A 13989-nucleotide genomic window follows, 5' to 3' on the forward strand; every position below is an offset into this window, starting at 1 on the left:
ATTGCCGAAAACCATTTTAGCCATTGGTGTCTCCGACGATGGGTTACTACGGAAGACTCGGCACGATGGGATACACCAGACCGTCGATACGCCGACAGCGATTCCGGAATAACATCTGTACCAATATTATTCCGGTACAGCGTTATCGCCGAGGAAGTTCGGATCGTTCTCGAATATCTTCTGTTTTGTTATGATCTGTAACTTATATCGCTTGTTTTTGTTTTCGACATGCCAATCTATAAGTCGATGTGTTTGGAATCAAGTCCTGTGACCCGCTACGAAACGCTACTTGAGGTCGAACTGGACGAGTGGGACAGTGGGTACGGTGTCTTGCAGATTGTCGATCCGGATGACAGCGACACCGCCGAGTTGCGGTTCTGCTACTTCAATGAAAACGGGAAATTCACGAACCGACCGCTAACGCTACGCCCCGACGAAGAGACGCTAGACCGGACCACGCGAATGGTAGAGAATCTCGGCTACGTCGCCCGGACGTTCGACCCGGCAGAAATCCGTGAACTCGTGGATACGCTCGGCGAAGAGCGAGTTATCGAACTCGCACAGCTCGTCGACACACTCGGTGAAGCACGGCTGGCGGAGATACTCGGAGAGTAAAAATGGCGGATACCAACCCGCTAGTAACGGTCGAAACTATCGTCCTCGTAGGCCTCGGGGGGTTCGCCGGTTCGAACCTTCGGTACTTCGTCGGCCTCTTTTTTCCGGGATTGCAGGGGACGCTGCTGGTCAACGTCTGTGGCAGTTTCGCGCTCGGTGTGCTCGTGTACGAGGGACTGCAGGTCGGTGCACTGGCCAGCGAGACGAAACTGGCCGCTTCGACCGGCTTCCTCTCATCGTTCACCACCTACAGCACGTTCGCGGTAGAGACAGTATTGACGCCTGAGTGGGCTGTTGCGAACGTCGTTGGGAGCTACGCGTTGGGGTTTACCGGCGTCCTTGTCGGCCGTGAAACCGTCCGGCTGTTCACCGGAGGCGAGCGCTGATGGTCGCTATCGAATCGGCGCATCTGGTCGGGGCCGGTGGGGCACTCGGGGCACTCTGTCGCCACTATCTGTCGGGAGCGGTCCAGCGAGAACCGGTCCCGCTCGGGACGCTCACAGTGAACGCAGTCGGAAGCTTCGTTTTGGGACTGGTCACGTTCGCTGGTGTGACCGGTGACGCGGCGTTGCTTGTCGGTGTCGGTGCGTGCGGATCGTTCACGACGTTTTCCTCGTTTTCGGTAGAGACAGTCCGACTGTGGGAGGACGGCTACGTAGGGCTGGCTGTGGGCAACGCTGTCGGGAACCTCGTCTGTGCGCTGGCTGGAATCGGACTGGCCTGGGGCCTCGTGCGGGCCGTGTGACTCATAGAGTCGTCATTTTTCAGAACGTGCCACAGAGCAGTCCTGCTCTCTGTCTGCGCCGAGGTCACTTGCCCGCGGGGTCTCGCCGCCGTGGGGCGTCCGCCGTTCGCGGACAGTCACGTGATGGACGGATTCGGTGCCGTCGTCAACAACGAGCGCGTCACCGGTCGTCTCCGGAAGCCGGGCCGCGAAATCGCCGTCGAGATACGTCGGCTGGGCGGCCTGTAGTGCGTCGATGTCAGCCGTACTCGTCAGTCGGTGTGCGACGAGCAGATCAGTCTGAGAGACGATTGTCGCCGGGACCGCGCTGGGTCGCTGTGTCGCCAGCACACAACTCACACCGGGCTGGCGGCCTCGCGTGACGAGACGGCGAAGCGGACGCCGGGCAACGCCGTCAGTAAACGCGTGGGCTTCGTCGACCAATAGCCACGGCAGTCGGCACGTCTGCTCGGCCACCCGAACGTCGTACAGCGAAGTCGCGACAGCAGCGAGGACCGTGCTGGCTGGTCGAGAGGCCAGTCCCGACAGATCGAACACTGTCAGGCTATCGCTGCACAGCGTTTCTGTCTCGATACCCGCAGCATCGAAGATGTCCCATGACGCGGCGAGCGCGAGATGGTTCGCTGCCGCGCGAGCGGTACTCGCCGCCGCATCCGCATCGGCTACCCACGAGCGCATCCCGTCGAGTGTCACACACTCGCTCGCCGCTCGCCACACAAGCGCGCCTGCACCTCGTTCCGGGTCGAGGCCGAGCACCGTACACCACTGGCGCGGGTCAAGCGCGTTCGCGCAAACGCTGGGATGTATGACCGTCGCAGACACATCCGCAGTTCCGAGCGGCGTGAACGCCCCCATCGGGTCGATGACGACCGGGGCGACCCCCTCAGCGGCAATCAGTCCCTCGGCGAAGACGCCGAGCGTGTACGTCTTCCCCGAGCCACGTTTGCCAACGACGAGACCGACGTGTGGCCGGTCGACATCGAGATTGACTGGAGCACTGCTGCTTCCATCGCGGGCCCGATAGTGGCCCAGCCGCGTCGTTGCCCCCGTCGCTTCCCCGCGCCCGAGAACGACCATGCCGGCGGTTGACCCCTTCCGGTATTTGAACGTTCGTCCAAGGGTTCAAATACGAGTTCGGAACCACGCCTGTCCATGTCAGATTCGCTGTGGCGCGACGAACGTGCTATCGAGGGACTGCCGATTCGCCTCGTTATCGCGCTGGTGGTCGGCGTCGCCTGCCTCTCCGTGATGATGAGTACTATTTCGGGAATCGAGACGCTACAAGTGACGGAGATCGACGTTGAGCCACACCCGGAAGTGGCGAATCCGGGGTCACAGGACATCGTTGTCACTGTCGTCGACTCGAAAGGGTCACCGGTCTCCGGCGCAACGGTCGTCGCGAAAAGCGGGACGGCGACACTCTCGTCAGTCAAGACCGGCGAAACAGGTAGTGCAGGGAACGCGACCCTCTCGCTGTCGCCGTCGCTCGGGCCGAATCAACAGGACGGCACAGTCACGTTCGAGGTGAAACCGCCGGCGGGCAGCAGCTACGAGGACGCCCGCTCGAACACCGACCTGCTCGTCGTCAGGTCGCCCTAGCCGTCCCAGTCTATCCACTCCTGCTCCCAGCCAGCGCGGGACTGGGCCGCCCGGCGGGCGTGCTCGCGGTCCTCGCGGTGAGTCCGGTTGCGCTCGACGGTGTCGGCCTGCTCGCCCTCGACGAGCATTGGCTGGAAGGCGACGGTGCCGTGTCGCTCGACCGACCCGTCAGCGTCGACGACGGCCAGCGACTGCTCGCCGGTTCCCAGCGGCATCACCAGCCGCCCGTCGTCGGTCAGTTGCCGGAGGAGCGCCCTGGGCGGGTCGATTGCGGCGGCTTCCAGCAGGATTCGGTCGTAGGGCGCGTACTCGGGCAGTCCGTCGGCCCCATCGCGGCGGTCGACGAGGACGGCGTCGTAGCCCGCCTGGGCCAGGTTCTGGCGCGCTTCGGCGACGAGCCGCCGCGTGATGTCTATCGCCTGTACGTTGGCCGCGCCGACGTGTTCTGCCAGCACCGCGGCCGTGTAGCCGACGCCGGCACCGACCACGAGCACGTCGTCGTCTTCTTCGGGCGACAGGGCTTCGAGCACTCGGCCGGCGGTGCTGGGCGAGAGCACGCGCGTGCCGAGGCGTTCGAAGGGGCGGTCGGAGTAGGCCTGTTGCTCGCCGACGAAGGCCTCGCGGGGGACGGCGCGCATCGCTGTCGACAGCCACGCGCTCCGGACGACACCCTTACTGTCGTGTTGCAGGCTGTCGACCATGTCGTCCCGCAGTACCGCCGGATCCATATCACTATATTCGGCCAGAGCTATATCAATGGCGCGACAACGGCCACGTCTGTCGAAACCGCTACTGGAGCGGGACGAATCGAACCCCGCCGTGGTCGACTCTGTTGAGCGTGCCGTCAGCCTGTTTCTCCGCCCGGATAAGGCGCTGTTGTCCGTCGCCGAGCGGGGCCAGGAGGACGCCGCCGTCGCGGGTCTGGTCGACGAGCGGACCGGGGAACTCCGGCGCGGCGCAGGTCAGGTACGTTCGGTCGTAGGGCGCGTGTTCGGACCACCCCTGCTTGCCGTCGCCGTCGCGAACGGAGACGTCTCCGTAACCGGTCACTTCGAGTGTATCACGGGCCTCGTCAGCCAGCGATGCGTGGTACTCCACACTGTAGACGTTCTCGGGACCGACTAGTTCGGCGGTCACCGCGGCGTGGTAACCACATCCCGTACCAATCTCCAGTACCTGATCCCCGGGAGATAGGTCGAGTAACTCGGCCATGATTGCGACCATGTGCGGCGCAGAAATCGTCTGGCCCGACCCAATCGGGAGCGGGCGGTCGGCGTAGGCAGCGTGTCGCTTGTCGTCCGGGACGAACAGGTGGCGCGGAACCGACGCTATCGCCGCGAGAACGTCCTCGTCGGCGACCCGCTCTCGGAGACGGTCAGACAGTCGCGACCGCTGTCGGTCCCAGTCCGCCATCCTACCACGCAGACCACGCCGTGGTCGACTCGTCTCTGACGTACAGCCGGTTGATGTCCTTCGCGATACCCATGTCGCCGTCGTGGTCCATGTTCTCGTGGTCGTAGCCGTGGGCGTCGTCGCGGACGTGAATCCCCTCAACGGTGAACTCCTCCTCGCCGAACTCCTCGGTTTCGCCGACCACGAACTCGTAGTCGCCGGGGACGTGGAGCTTGAAGCTCTCGGTCTCGTCGTGCGTGCCGTCTTTCGGGTGCATCGTGACGTTGACCGAGACGTTGCCGACGGCCCGCGACCAGATGGTTTCGACGTCCTCGGCGGCCGCCTCGTCTTCGCGGCCGTCCGCGGTCTCTAAACTGGTAATGCGGGCGGTCACGACGGCCTCTTCGGTCTCCAGTAAGAACTCCTCGCCGACGGACAGCTCTTCTTCGGCCGGCACGTCGACCTCTGCGGTGAAGGAGTCGCCGTCCTGTGAGACGACAACGCTTCGCTCTAGTGTCTCCTCCTCTGGCAGTTGCTCCTTGTGGACGTGGTCACAGTCCGTACAGCGGACCGTCACGTGGCCGCCCGGCTTCAGCACCTCGTGAACCGTTTCCAGGTCCGGCGAACAGGCCGGACACGGGAGGGCGATGCGGTCGCCCGGTGTAGCGTCTGTCATATGCAGGCGTTGACTGCGCTCCCGTAAATGGTCGTCGCCACGGCGCTGCTCGTGGTTCTGTCTCGCATAGTCACGCTGCCTTTCTTGAGCCGCCGGATCGAACGACAGGTATGGCGCGCCGACAGAGCCGTGCCGACATCGTAAGCGGTGCCATCATCGCCCTGACAGCCATGGCCGGTGTGGCGGTCTGGTCTCGCCTCCCCGCCGAAGTCGCGGTTCACTTCTCCGCGTCGGGCACGCCCGATAACTACGTCTCGAAGCCGGTCGGTGTCGTTCTCATGCCGGCGCTGATGCTCGGAACCCTCATTGTGTTGAAAGGGGCGTTCCGCTACGACCCGCCGGACGTGCCGCAAGTAGCGGCCACGGTCACCGTCGCAACGATGGCGTTCATGGGGGCGATACACGGACTCGTGCTCGCTTGGAACCTCGGCTACCAAGTCCCGTTCGACCTCGTCCTCGTCGGATCTCTCGTCTGGGCGGTGCTCATCGTCGGATATGCTGTGAAGATGGAATACGAACACGAGTAGGAGAAACCATCAGCGGTCGGCATGGGCGACCCACGCTTCCATTCCTGTCTGTCGTGACTCCGTTCTGGCCCCGGGTCGGTCACTCTACACGAGGAAATGTCACTGCCACATCTACCTCGCGGTTCATTTTACTCACCGCTCGGCTCCGGGAGGTCTACGACCTCCCCGTGTTCGCGGCGTTGCCGCTCACTTTACCCGAGGAAGTTCCACTTCCTCTCCATCCGCATACACGGTCGGCTCCGTCAGAATTCCGTCCAGATGGATCGGCGCGTGCACGTCGCCACCCATTGCGTGGTCGTCGCCGATAGCGATGTGGACAGTGCCGCCGGCCTTCTCGTCTAGAAGAACAGAGCCGACGAGTTCGGTCACAGCGACGTTCGTGCCGATACCCAGCTCTGCGAGATTGTACGCGTCTTGGCCGACTTCCTCGGCAGCGTCCTCGACCTGTGCGCGGATATCGGGGTCGTCGATGTCCGTGACGTAGCCGTCCTCAACCTCGAAGGTGAGACGCTTCCCGTCGAGTTTGCCGTGGGGGCGCATCGTCCCGTCGACGACGAATGTGCCGTCGGCCGTCTCAGGGGCGAGGAACACCTCGCCAGCGGGGAGGTTCGACATCTCGCCGGCCTCGTGGACAATGCCGGTGTCCATGTGCCACTCGCGCGCACCGATGCCGAACGTGATATCGGTCCCTTGGGGTGACGTGACGCGAATTTCCTCAGCGTCTTCGACCTGCGCCAGCACGTCCTCGCAGTGCTGTTCGATACGGTGGTAATCGGCGTCTAACCCCATGAGGAACACGCCCTCACTAATCCCGGGCAGGGTCGCGACGCGGGCACCGGCCTCGTTGGCGTCGGTTCGGGCTTCTGTGTGGCTCAGGCTCTTCGTCGTGGGCGCGAGTACGACATCAGCGGTCTTCATCGCGCCGGCGACCGGCGCGGGCGGCTCTGCGCCGTGTTGCTCACCCGGCGGATAGCGAACGAAAACGGAGTCGTCAGTAATCTCTGTGGCGACGCGATACAGCGCTTCGCCGATTGAGTTCCGCTGGTCATCAGTGACGACCGCACACGATTCGTCAGGCTGGAGGTTCAGACACTGTTTGACGGCAGTCTCGGCGGGCGCGCGAAGCGACGAGTTGTCCATACAACTAAGTGCGTACTCCGCCTGAATAACTCTTGATAGACTGCCGGCGTACGCCGCCGAAACACACTACAGCTCAGTGTTTTCTGATAATTTGTGTTAAAAGTTCACAATGTCCAGAGGTACAACTATCTGAGTTAATTTCTCCGTATATTAATCACAAAGAATATACTCTCCCCGGAGGAAAGGACGTGTATGCTCCACGTGGGCATCAACGGCTTCGGCACCATCGGGAAACGCGTCGCTGACGCGGTGCGTGTCCAGCCAGATATGACAGTTGCGGGCGTCGCAAAGCGCTCGCCGAACTTCGAGGCAACTATCGCAGACGACCGCGGCTACGACCTCTACGCCGCGGACGGCCGCGAACCGTTCGAGGACGCCGACCTCGCGACGGCCGGGACGGTCCATGACCTCATCGAGACGAGCGACGTGGTCGTCGACACCACGCCAAGTGGCGTCGGCGCGGCTAACGCGTCGCTGTATACCGAGCACGACACGCCAGCCATCTTCCAAGGTGGGGAAGACGCTGCTGTGGCAGATGTGAGCTTCAATGCTCGCGCCAACTACGAAAATGCGGTCGGGGCTGACACGGCCCGCGTTGTCTCCTGTAATACAACAGGCCTGTCACGCCTCCTCGCACCGCTCAAGGAATCATACGGCGTTGAAAAATCACGTGTGACACTGGTCCGGCGTGGTGCTGACCCGGGCCAGACCGGTCGCGGCCCGATCAACGACACACTTCCCGACCCCGTCGAAATCCCCTCCCACCACGGTCCTGACGTCCAGACGATTTTTCCCGACCTCGACATCGACACGATGGGAATGAAGGTCCCGACGACGCAGATGCATACCCACAGCGTCAATGTCACGCTGGAAAGCGAGCCAACGACGGAAGAAGTCACGTCCCTCCTCGCCGACGAGTCGCGCCTGTTCCTTATCCCTGAGACGCTTGGTATCGACGGTGCGGGGAAGCTCAAGGAGTACACTCGCGACGCCGGTCGTCCGCGCGGTGACGTATGGGAGAACTGTATCTGGGCCGAATCCATCACGGTCGAAGGACGGGACCTCTACCTGTTCCAGGCCATCCACCAGGAAGCCGACGTGGTGCCCGAGAATATCGACGCCGTCCGCGCACTCTCCGAGCGGACCGCAAGCGCCGAAAAGAGCATCCGACGCACCGACGAAGCTCTCGGCGTCGGTCGCGGCCTCGTCGAACACGACGGCAGCCCACAGCGCGTCGACAGTCACGCCGACGACTGATTCTCACCCCAGTTCGTGGAATTCGACCTCGCCGGTCACCGTCGAGAGCGTCGCAACCGAGAACGGCTCAGGGGCCGGCGGAATCGAGATGCCGCCGGGATTGATTCGTTCCGTCCCCCCGCGCTCCTCGTGGCCGCGTTCGTGGGTGTGCCCGTGGAGCACGTAGTCGTAGGTGCCACACTCGACCAGCGCGTCGACGATCTCGCCGCTGGTGCCGTGGTACATCGCGATGTCGTGGCCGTCGACGGTCACCTCGCCCATCTCGCCGAAGTACGTGCCGAAGTCCGCGACGGTGGACTGGACCGCCCACTCGCCGTCGTTGTTGCCGCGGACGGCGTAGAACGACCAGTTGCGGTCGAACGGCGTCACCGAGAACGGAGCGACGAAGTCGCCACAGTGAACGACCGTCTCACAGCCCGCATCAACGAATGTCTCGACTGCGGCTTCGACCTGCGACACGTTGTCGTGTGTGTCCGAGACGATGCCGATTAGCATACCAGCGACGTTTAGCCGGCAGCGACTTGAACGTATGTCCCACGAACTGGTGTGGCCGCGGGCGTCACGCAGGCGCGGTGCTTTTGTTCGGGCACCGTCTACAGCGACCGATGGCACGGGGGCTCATCGGGACAATCGAGCTGATGGTCGCGGTCGTACTCGCCGCGCGGGTCACCCTCCTCGGCGTCGACAACATCGCCCGCGGCCAGACGACAATCGGTGCAGTCTTTCTCGGGTTAGCCGCCGCCTTACTGGTCATCGAGTGGGTCGCCCCCTCCCCGACGGACATCCCCGGCGCAATCGTCGGACGGGCGCGCAGCGCGCTCCCCGGCGGGAACTCGCCGGACCGTGACGACGATTAGGTCTCGTCGCGCCAGCGGTCCGGGTCGTCGGCCGCGAGGTACTCCCTGAGAAGCGACGGAAAGTTCCGCCCCTTGAGATACCGTAGTCCGAAGTCCTCCGCCCAGTTGATGATGCCCTGGTCCTCCGTGACGACGCCGGCGTCCAGTTCCTGTGCGAGTATCAGGAGGTCGAAGTCCTCGCGGGAATCGAGCACGCCCTGCCGGAGCGTGTCCCGGTACTCGTCGCGCAGGTCCGAGATGACCTTGTCCACCTCCGTCATGTGGTCGTGTTCCTCGACCGTTTCGGCCCGCGACTCCTCGGCTTTCCGGACGGCCTTCTCGGAGACGCGCAGACCGCGGTCCACCCGCTCGGACATCTCGTCGATGAACTCGTAGACGTGGGCCGCCGGAATCCGTACCTCGTGGTGGGCCGGGGACTTCGTAATGACCCACGTGTCCAGTTTCGTCAGCACCTCGTCGCTGATGGCCCGGTCTTCGAGCATCGTCGTCAGTTCCGCCTGTATCGACGGCGGCATGTAACAGGAGATGTTGTGGACCAGTTTCGCCTCCGAGATGAGGTCGAGCAGTTCCAGGCAGGCCGCCTCCAGGTCCTCGTCGCCGCTCCTGATTTCCGGGGTGAGAAACAGCGACGTGTCGAGGACGAACCGTTGTTTGAGCGGGCGGTCGACCATACCGGCGCTACGGTAGCCGGTAACTAATGCCCTCTGGCGAGTCCCGCCGGGCGGGACGCGCCAGCAGAATTTTGGTGTCATGTCAACAACCCTCACGTATGTCGAGAGACTGGGGGTCGCTGTTCGACGTCGACGCCGACCCCGCGGACCTGCTGGAACACTTCGACACCGAGTGGTTCCGCGGCCAGCGGTACCGACACCTCAGCGACGAGCGCCACGGCATCGAGCGCGGGACGGCGCTCGTCGACGACGTGGTCGTCCGGGGCTACCCGTCGATGCCGCGCGCGCTCGTCCTCGAACCGGCGGTTCGGGAGACCTTCGAGGGACCCGTCGCCATCGAGGAGAAACTCAACGGCTACAACGTCAGGGTCGCCCGAATCGACGGGGACCTACTCGCGTTCACCCGGAGCGGGTTCGTCTGTCCCTACACCACGCGGAAGGTCGAGGCGCTGCTCGACGCCGAGGCGTTCTTCGACGACCACCCCGAGCACATGCTGTGTGGCGAACTCGTCGGGCCGGAGAACCCCTACACCGACCACGAGTACAGCGAGGTCGAGGAGGTCGGGTTCTACGTGTTTGGGATCCGCCACCGCGAGAGCGGGACGCCGATGGGCGTCGAACGGCGCCTCGACCGGTGTGAGACCTACGGCCTCGAAAGCGTCGACCACTACGGGACCTACACCCCGGCAGCGGCCGTCGACGTCGCCCGCGAACGGATCGATGATCTGAACGCTCGCGACCGGGAAGGCGTTGTCTTGAAATCGACGGACGGGAAGACGGCGCTGAAGTACACGACGAGCGCGATCCATCGGGCCGATCTTGAACACGCGTTCGAACTACCATTCGACTACGGGCGAGACTTCGTTTTCACCCGCGTCATACGGGAGGCTTTCCAGGCCGTCGAGCGCGGCGAGTCGCCGGCAACGATTCGCGAGCGGGCACAGGAGTTGGGTGAAGCCATTCTTCAGCCTGCAGTCGAAACAATACGGGCGGTAGACAGAGGTGACCCGGTCGGCGAAACACACACTGTTCGTGGCGACCCGAAAACCATCGCCGACCTGCTGTCGTACTTCCGCGATCAGGGCCTGGAACTCCATATCGAGCGTGACGAGACGGATGGCAACCAGCGGGTTGTCACGTTTACCAAGGTCGCCCAGTCGACGCGTGACAAGACGCGATACTACCTAGAGGGTGGGACCATCGACGAGTGAGAAGAGTGACCGCTTCAGTCGGCCGCGATGGTCTCACTGGCGTCGTCAAGCAGTTGCTCGATGGAGCGGTCGCTTGGCTCGTTTTCCAGCAAGACGTCGATAGGGAGCGTCGGCGCGCCGTCGACGAGGTTCTCGAGTAGCACGAGTCGCTCGCGAGCGCGGGACATCCCGACGTAGAACACACGCCGTTCGTTGTCGGTCAGCGTCGGCACGGGACTGGTGTGTTTCGTGAACTCATCCATACCGGGTACCTCGATACCCTGCTGGTCGACCGTGGCGGCCATCTGCTCGACGACTTTCTCCGTGAGGTCCGTCGCGACGAACACGTGATCGGCCTCGCGACCTTTCGCGGAGTGGATGGTGCCCACGCGGACGCGGTCGGCGTCCATCCCGGTGTAGTCTCCGCTGAAGTACGCGTCGACGGTCCGCTCCTGGAAGTTTGTCACTTTCCGGAGCATATCGCCCGCCGAGGCCGCGTCGGGGAGGAACGGAACGTGCTCATGGACCACGTCGGGTTCGATCTCGATGTCGGCGATGTCCTGGTCCTCGTGGGCCTCGTCTATCTCTTCGAGCGCGTCGAAGAGGTCGTCGCGCTCGCCGGTGCCGAACGCGGAGTCGACGAGCATGTCGGCGAGGCGGCGGGCCTCAAGCACCGTCAGCGGCTCGTCGGCCTCGACGGCTTCGAGCCCGTTGACGTACTGGGTGAGCCGGTCGGTCCACATCCGCTGGTCGGTGAGACAGGAGAAGGGGATTCCGTTGTCGATGAACTCGTCGATGAACTGGAACATCTGGTAGCGGGCCCGGAACAGGACCATCACCGTCTCGTCGGACTGCTCGATGGTCCGGGTGACGTTCCGCGAGAGGTCGAACATCGAGGGGTTCTGGACCGCTTCGACGCGACCGCCCTCCTTGCGCGGATTGAGGTCTTTCTCCTGGCGCTTCTCGATGTGGCGGACCTCGCGGTTGACGACGTTGAGGATGCGCGAGGGGAGCCGGTAGGAGTTGGGCAGCACCTCGTCTTGGGTGACGACTTCCTCAAGCAGGAGGTCTGGGTCAGCGCCCTGCCAGGCGTAGACGACCTGGTCGTCGTCGCCGGCGATGAGCACCCGCTCCATGTGTGGTTTCCACTCGTCGTACACGTCATACTGCAGCGTCGTGATGTCCTGAAACTCGTCGATAATGAGGTAATCGACGTTGGGGAGCAGCGAGCGCTGGGCGACCCGCTCGAGCATATCGGCGAAGCCGGTCAGGTCGTTCTCGCCCTTGTAGGTGCGCCAGCCGCGAATGGCGCTGGGGACATCGACGCGGTCGTCGTCGGTCGGCCAGGTCGGCGTGTACTTGTTGCCGGTCTGGGCGTTGTCGTCGATTTCCGGCGGGAGCCGGACCTCCTCGTCGTCCCACTTGAAGGGGACGTCGTACCAGTCGGCCACGTCGCGACGGGTCCGCTGGAGCCACTGACTGGTCGCAATAATCTTGTTCCCGAGGGTGGTCGAGCGGGCCGACCGACGCCGAGACCCCTCGTACTCATCCTCGTAGTCGATACCGAACTCCTCGCAGAAGGCCTCCTTGTCGTCTTCGCCGACGACGTCGCCACGGGAGAGGTTCAGCAGTTCGTACGCCTTCGCGTGCATCGTACAGACGTTCCCGCGGAGAGCACGAGGAGACAGGCCGAGTCGGTCCGCGAGTCGCTCACGGATCTCGGCGGCCGCCGCACGCGTGTACGAGACAACCAGTACATCACGGAAGTCTACGTCGTCGTCTTCCAGCAGTTCGTCCACGCGGTCGAGCAGCGCCGTCGTCTTCCCGCTACCGGGCCCACCGAACAGGCGGACAACCTCGGTGGTCGAATCAGTCATTGAACATGTAGTGGAACCGCGGCCAAATAAACAACGTGCTTTACCGGGACGACAACTGACCGGTGCACCCGAACGGATTTCTCACCGGTACAGCGACACGTACAGCATCGCGAACCCGATGATGAACGGGATCGTCTCTGCCATCTGGAAGAACACGCGAACGATGGCACCGGTCTCGCCGGCGCTCAGTTGTGTGATAACGCTGGAGATGGCGACACCCATACTGATGAACGCAAACCCGACAAACGCGTACTGGAGGCGTTCCGACGGCCGCTTCCGGTAGGCCTGGAAGCTAATCAGCGTGATACCGAGTGTCAGCCCAAACACCACCATCCGCATCAGGATGAGCGCGCTACGTGCGATAGTCACGCCGGTCGTCATGTGGTCACCCGTCCACTGGTCGACACGCTCATTCCGGGTTCAGCTCGTCCCAGAGCTGACTAAACCGATCCGGGAGGTTCTCTTCCCGATAGATGCGTACTTTATACTCCTCGTCTTCGAGCGAGATGACCGTCGACTCGAAGTTGGACTCGTACACCTTGTAGTGATTCCCGTCCTCGGCGACGAGCGTCCGGTCGGTGACGAGGTCGTACTCGTCGAGCAGTTCGATACGTCGATACACCGTTGGCAATGAGAGGTCACACTCCTCCGCGAGTTCCTTCGCCGACTGCGGTTCTCGGCTGATCGCGGCGAGTACACGGCGTGCGTGCTGGTCGCCGATCGTATCGAGAATCTCCTCGATGCTCTGTTCCTCAGCCACTACACCAAGATTCGCGTCATATTATATAAGCGTTTTCGAGCACTGTGGTGATTTCACGCTCAGAAAACACTGCCCCGTTTATATTATGATAGCCCCTGTAGCACTCACTGCGGATTGCGTTCAGGTGAGACGATGTCCGGAGACAACCTCCGTCGCGTGACGACGGGCAAGATGCAGGGCCAGAGCGCCGATGAGCGAGTGACCCCTCTCGGCGATACAGAGCGCCCGGAATCGCATGACCCACCCAGTCGTGACGCCATCACGGAGTCGTTGTTGGACCCGGTCATTGACGACGTCGTCAACGGCGAAACCGCGGTTGATGACGGAATCGTCACACAGAGTCTGGAAGAGATTCTACTGGCGATGATCGCAGTCGCCGATGGTGGCACCCACGGGACCGGACTGATGGAGGAACTGGACGCCCAGTTCGGTGCCGAACTGAGTCCGGGGACAGTGTACCCCCGGCTGCACGAGTTAGAAGCGGATGGCACGCTCCAGATGCACGAACTCGTCCAGACGAAACAGTACGGAATCGCGGACGATGCGGCTGCGAAAGAGCAGATCGCGACGTCTGCGTACCAACATCTCGCGCTCGGGCTGTTCCTCCATGCGGCGCTTGATTCGCTGTAACCACCACAGGCCGGTCAGTCCGCCGACACACGACCCCCCAATTGTCGGTTCTG

19 protein-coding genes are annotated in these 13989 nt (G+C 63.1%); 9 read left to right on the forward strand and 10 right to left on the reverse strand.

The window, feature by feature from the left end; translation table 11 throughout:
- Window positions 1–267: 267 nt before the first annotated feature.
- From DVK01_RS04325 to crcB, 3 genes are read left to right on the forward strand one after another with little or no spacing between them, the layout of a single operon-like run.
- Complete coding sequence (locus DVK01_RS04325; protein WP_004590827.1) at window positions 268–615, forward strand: hypothetical protein; 348 nt, start codon at window positions 268–270, stop codon at window positions 613–615.
- A 2-nt stretch (window positions 616–617) separates the two neighbouring features.
- Window positions 618–1001, forward strand: coding sequence for a CrcB family protein (locus tag DVK01_RS04330; protein ID WP_121511357.1), 384 nt, complete (start codon window positions 618–620; stop codon window positions 999–1001).
- Entirely contained in the window at window positions 1001–1360 is a 360-nt protein-coding gene (gene crcB / locus DVK01_RS04335) for a fluoride efflux transporter CrcB (RefSeq protein WP_101351065.1), read from the forward strand. The genes DVK01_RS04330 and crcB overlap by 1 nt, the downstream gene beginning before the upstream one ends.
- A gap of 12 nt (window positions 1361–1372) precedes the next feature.
- On the opposite strand, the gene DVK01_RS04340 is transcribed toward crcB, so the two are convergent.
- On the reverse strand, window positions 1373–2437 hold the full coding sequence (locus tag DVK01_RS04340; RefSeq protein WP_101351066.1) for an ATP-binding protein: 1065 nt from the start codon (window positions 2435–2437) through the stop codon (window positions 1373–1375).
- A gap of 75 nt (window positions 2438–2512) precedes the next feature.
- Here DVK01_RS04340 and DVK01_RS04345 point away from each other — a divergent pair, with 75 nt between their 5' ends.
- On the forward strand, window positions 2513–2959 hold the full coding sequence (locus DVK01_RS04345; protein ID WP_101351067.1) for an Ig domain-containing protein group 1 domain-containing protein: 447 nt from the start codon (window positions 2513–2515) through the stop codon (window positions 2957–2959).
- On the opposite strand, the gene DVK01_RS04350 is transcribed toward DVK01_RS04345, so the two are convergent.
- The 3 genes from DVK01_RS04350 to DVK01_RS04360 all read right to left on the reverse strand — a co-directional run bounded on the left by DVK01_RS04350 (window position 2956) and on the right by DVK01_RS04360 (window position 5027).
- The gene (locus DVK01_RS04350; RefSeq protein WP_101351068.1) at window positions 2956–3687 is read right to left on the reverse strand and encodes a protein-L-isoaspartate O-methyltransferase; all 732 of its coding nucleotides are present in this window, start codon (window positions 3685–3687) and stop codon (window positions 2956–2958) included. The two genes, DVK01_RS04345 and DVK01_RS04350, sit on opposite strands and share 4 nt — an antisense overlap.
- Before the next feature lie 61 nt (window positions 3688–3748).
- Window positions 3749–4372: a protein-L-isoaspartate(D-aspartate) O-methyltransferase gene (locus tag DVK01_RS04355; RefSeq protein WP_121535565.1), complete on the reverse strand. Its 624-nt coding sequence runs from the start codon at window positions 4370–4372 to the stop codon at window positions 3749–3751.
- Between the two features lies 1 nt (window position 4373).
- Window positions 4374–5027 carry an HVO_0476 family zinc finger protein gene (locus tag DVK01_RS04360; RefSeq protein ID WP_101351070.1) on the reverse strand — a complete coding sequence of 218 codons (654 nt, stop codon included), beginning with the start codon at window positions 5025–5027 and terminating at the stop codon, window positions 4374–4376.
- 110 nt (window positions 5028–5137) lie between these two features.
- On the opposite strand from DVK01_RS04360, the gene DVK01_RS04365 reads away from it, so the two are divergent.
- Window positions 5138–5554 carry a DUF1648 domain-containing protein gene (locus DVK01_RS04365; RefSeq protein ID WP_121535567.1) on the forward strand — a complete coding sequence of 139 codons (417 nt, stop codon included), beginning with the start codon at window positions 5138–5140 and terminating at the stop codon, window positions 5552–5554.
- A gap of 186 nt (window positions 5555–5740) precedes the next feature.
- On the opposite strand, the gene DVK01_RS04370 is transcribed toward DVK01_RS04365, so the two are convergent.
- The gene (locus DVK01_RS04370; protein WP_121535570.1) at window positions 5741–6694 is read right to left on the reverse strand and encodes an aminopeptidase; all 954 of its coding nucleotides are present in this window, start codon (window positions 6692–6694) and stop codon (window positions 5741–5743) included.
- Window positions 6695–6886: 192 nt separating this feature from the next.
- Between DVK01_RS04370 and DVK01_RS04375 the strand changes: the two genes are divergently transcribed.
- A complete protein-coding gene (locus DVK01_RS04375) occupies window positions 6887–7951 on the forward strand; it encodes a type II glyceraldehyde-3-phosphate dehydrogenase (RefSeq protein WP_101351073.1) in 1065 nt (354 codons plus the stop codon).
- Between the two features lie 3 nt (window positions 7952–7954).
- Here DVK01_RS04375 and DVK01_RS04380 read toward each other — a convergent pair whose 3' ends face one another.
- Complete coding sequence (locus DVK01_RS04380; RefSeq protein WP_101351074.1) at window positions 7955–8446, reverse strand: metallophosphoesterase; 492 nt, start codon at window positions 8444–8446, stop codon at window positions 7955–7957.
- Between the two features lie 110 nt (window positions 8447–8556).
- On the opposite strand from DVK01_RS04380, the gene DVK01_RS04385 reads away from it, so the two are divergent.
- Window positions 8557–8808, forward strand: coding sequence for a hypothetical protein (locus tag DVK01_RS04385; protein ID WP_101351075.1), 252 nt, complete (start codon window positions 8557–8559; stop codon window positions 8806–8808).
- Here the strand turns inward: DVK01_RS04385 and DVK01_RS04390 are convergent.
- Window positions 8805–9479: an RNA ligase partner protein gene (locus DVK01_RS04390; protein ID WP_101351076.1), complete on the reverse strand. Its 675-nt coding sequence runs from the start codon at window positions 9477–9479 to the stop codon at window positions 8805–8807. The genes DVK01_RS04385 and DVK01_RS04390 overlap by 4 nt on opposite strands.
- A 98-nt stretch (window positions 9480–9577) precedes the next feature.
- Here DVK01_RS04390 and DVK01_RS04395 point away from each other — a divergent pair, with 98 nt between their 5' ends.
- The gene (locus tag DVK01_RS04395) at window positions 9578–10690 is read left to right on the forward strand and encodes an RNA ligase (RefSeq protein WP_101351077.1); all 1113 of its coding nucleotides are present in this window, start codon (window positions 9578–9580) and stop codon (window positions 10688–10690) included.
- Window positions 10691–10704: 14 nt separating this feature from the next.
- Here DVK01_RS04395 and DVK01_RS04400 read toward each other — a convergent pair whose 3' ends face one another.
- From DVK01_RS04400 to DVK01_RS04410, 3 genes are all read right to left on the reverse strand, one after another.
- A complete protein-coding gene (locus DVK01_RS04400; protein ID WP_121535573.1) occupies window positions 10705–12546 on the reverse strand; it encodes a UvrD-helicase domain-containing protein in 1842 nt (613 codons plus the stop codon).
- A gap of 81 nt (window positions 12547–12627) precedes the next feature.
- Complete coding sequence (locus tag DVK01_RS04405) at window positions 12628–12927, reverse strand: hypothetical protein (RefSeq protein WP_053967137.1); 300 nt, start codon at window positions 12925–12927, stop codon at window positions 12628–12630.
- A gap of 28 nt (window positions 12928–12955) precedes the next feature.
- Window positions 12956–13306 (reverse strand): helix-turn-helix domain-containing protein, encoded by a 351-nt coding sequence (locus DVK01_RS04410; protein WP_004515333.1) that lies wholly within the window; start codon window positions 13304–13306, stop codon window positions 12956–12958.
- A 132-nt stretch (window positions 13307–13438) separates the two neighbouring features.
- Here DVK01_RS04410 and DVK01_RS04415 point away from each other — a divergent pair, with 132 nt between their 5' ends.
- Window positions 13439–13936 carry a PadR family transcriptional regulator gene (locus tag DVK01_RS04415; RefSeq protein WP_101351079.1) on the forward strand — a complete coding sequence of 166 codons (498 nt, stop codon included), beginning with the start codon at window positions 13439–13441 and terminating at the stop codon, window positions 13934–13936.
- Window positions 13937–13989: the final 53 nt, after the last annotated feature.

The sequence above is a fragment of the Haloarcula sp. Atlit-120R genome (assembly GCF_003665885.1).
GTDB lineage: Archaea > Halobacteriota > Halobacteria > Halobacteriales > Haloarculaceae > Haloarcula > Haloarcula taiwanensis.

Excerpts from the sequence above, each read along its gene's own strand:
- DVK01_RS04330 (WP_121511357.1), top strand. The coding sequence starts at position 618 with ATGGCGGATACCAACCCGCTAGTAACGGTCGAAACTATCGTCCTCGTA.
- crcB (WP_101351065.1), top strand. The coding sequence starts at position 1,001 with ATGGTCGCTATCGAATCGGCGCATCTGGTCGGGGCCGGTGGGGCACTC.
- DVK01_RS04340 (WP_101351066.1), bottom strand. The coding sequence starts at position 2,437 with ATGGTCGTTCTCGGGCGCGGGGAAGCGACGGGGGCAACGACGCGGCTG.
- DVK01_RS04345 (WP_101351067.1), top strand. The coding sequence starts at position 2,513 with ATGTCAGATTCGCTGTGGCGCGACGAACGTGCTATCGAGGGACTGCCG.
- DVK01_RS04350 (WP_101351068.1), bottom strand. The coding sequence starts at position 3,687 with ATGGATCCGGCGGTACTGCGGGACGACATGGTCGACAGCCTGCAACAC.
- DVK01_RS04355 (WP_121535565.1), bottom strand. The coding sequence starts at position 4,372 with ATGGCGGACTGGGACCGACAGCGGTCGCGACTGTCTGACCGTCTCCGA.
- DVK01_RS04360 (WP_101351070.1), bottom strand. The coding sequence starts at position 5,027 with ATGACAGACGCTACACCGGGCGACCGCATCGCCCTCCCGTGTCCGGCC.
- DVK01_RS04365 (WP_121535567.1), top strand. The coding sequence starts at position 5,138 with ATGGCGCGCCGACAGAGCCGTGCCGACATCGTAAGCGGTGCCATCATC.
- DVK01_RS04370 (WP_121535570.1), bottom strand. The coding sequence starts at position 6,694 with ATGGACAACTCGTCGCTTCGCGCGCCCGCCGAGACTGCCGTCAAACAG.
- DVK01_RS04375 (WP_101351073.1), top strand. The coding sequence starts at position 6,887 with ATGCTCCACGTGGGCATCAACGGCTTCGGCACCATCGGGAAACGCGTC.
- DVK01_RS04380 (WP_101351074.1), bottom strand. The coding sequence starts at position 8,446 with ATGCTAATCGGCATCGTCTCGGACACACACGACAACGTGTCGCAGGTC.
- DVK01_RS04385 (WP_101351075.1), top strand. The coding sequence starts at position 8,557 with ATGGCACGGGGGCTCATCGGGACAATCGAGCTGATGGTCGCGGTCGTA.
- DVK01_RS04390 (WP_101351076.1), bottom strand. The coding sequence starts at position 9,479 with ATGGTCGACCGCCCGCTCAAACAACGGTTCGTCCTCGACACGTCGCTG.
- DVK01_RS04395 (WP_101351077.1), top strand. The coding sequence starts at position 9,578 with ATGTCGAGAGACTGGGGGTCGCTGTTCGACGTCGACGCCGACCCCGCG.
- DVK01_RS04400 (WP_121535573.1), bottom strand. The coding sequence starts at position 12,546 with ATGACTGATTCGACCACCGAGGTTGTCCGCCTGTTCGGTGGGCCCGGT.
- DVK01_RS04405 (WP_053967137.1), bottom strand. The coding sequence starts at position 12,927 with ATGACGACCGGCGTGACTATCGCACGTAGCGCGCTCATCCTGATGCGG.
- DVK01_RS04415 (WP_101351079.1), top strand. The coding sequence starts at position 13,439 with ATGTCCGGAGACAACCTCCGTCGCGTGACGACGGGCAAGATGCAGGGC.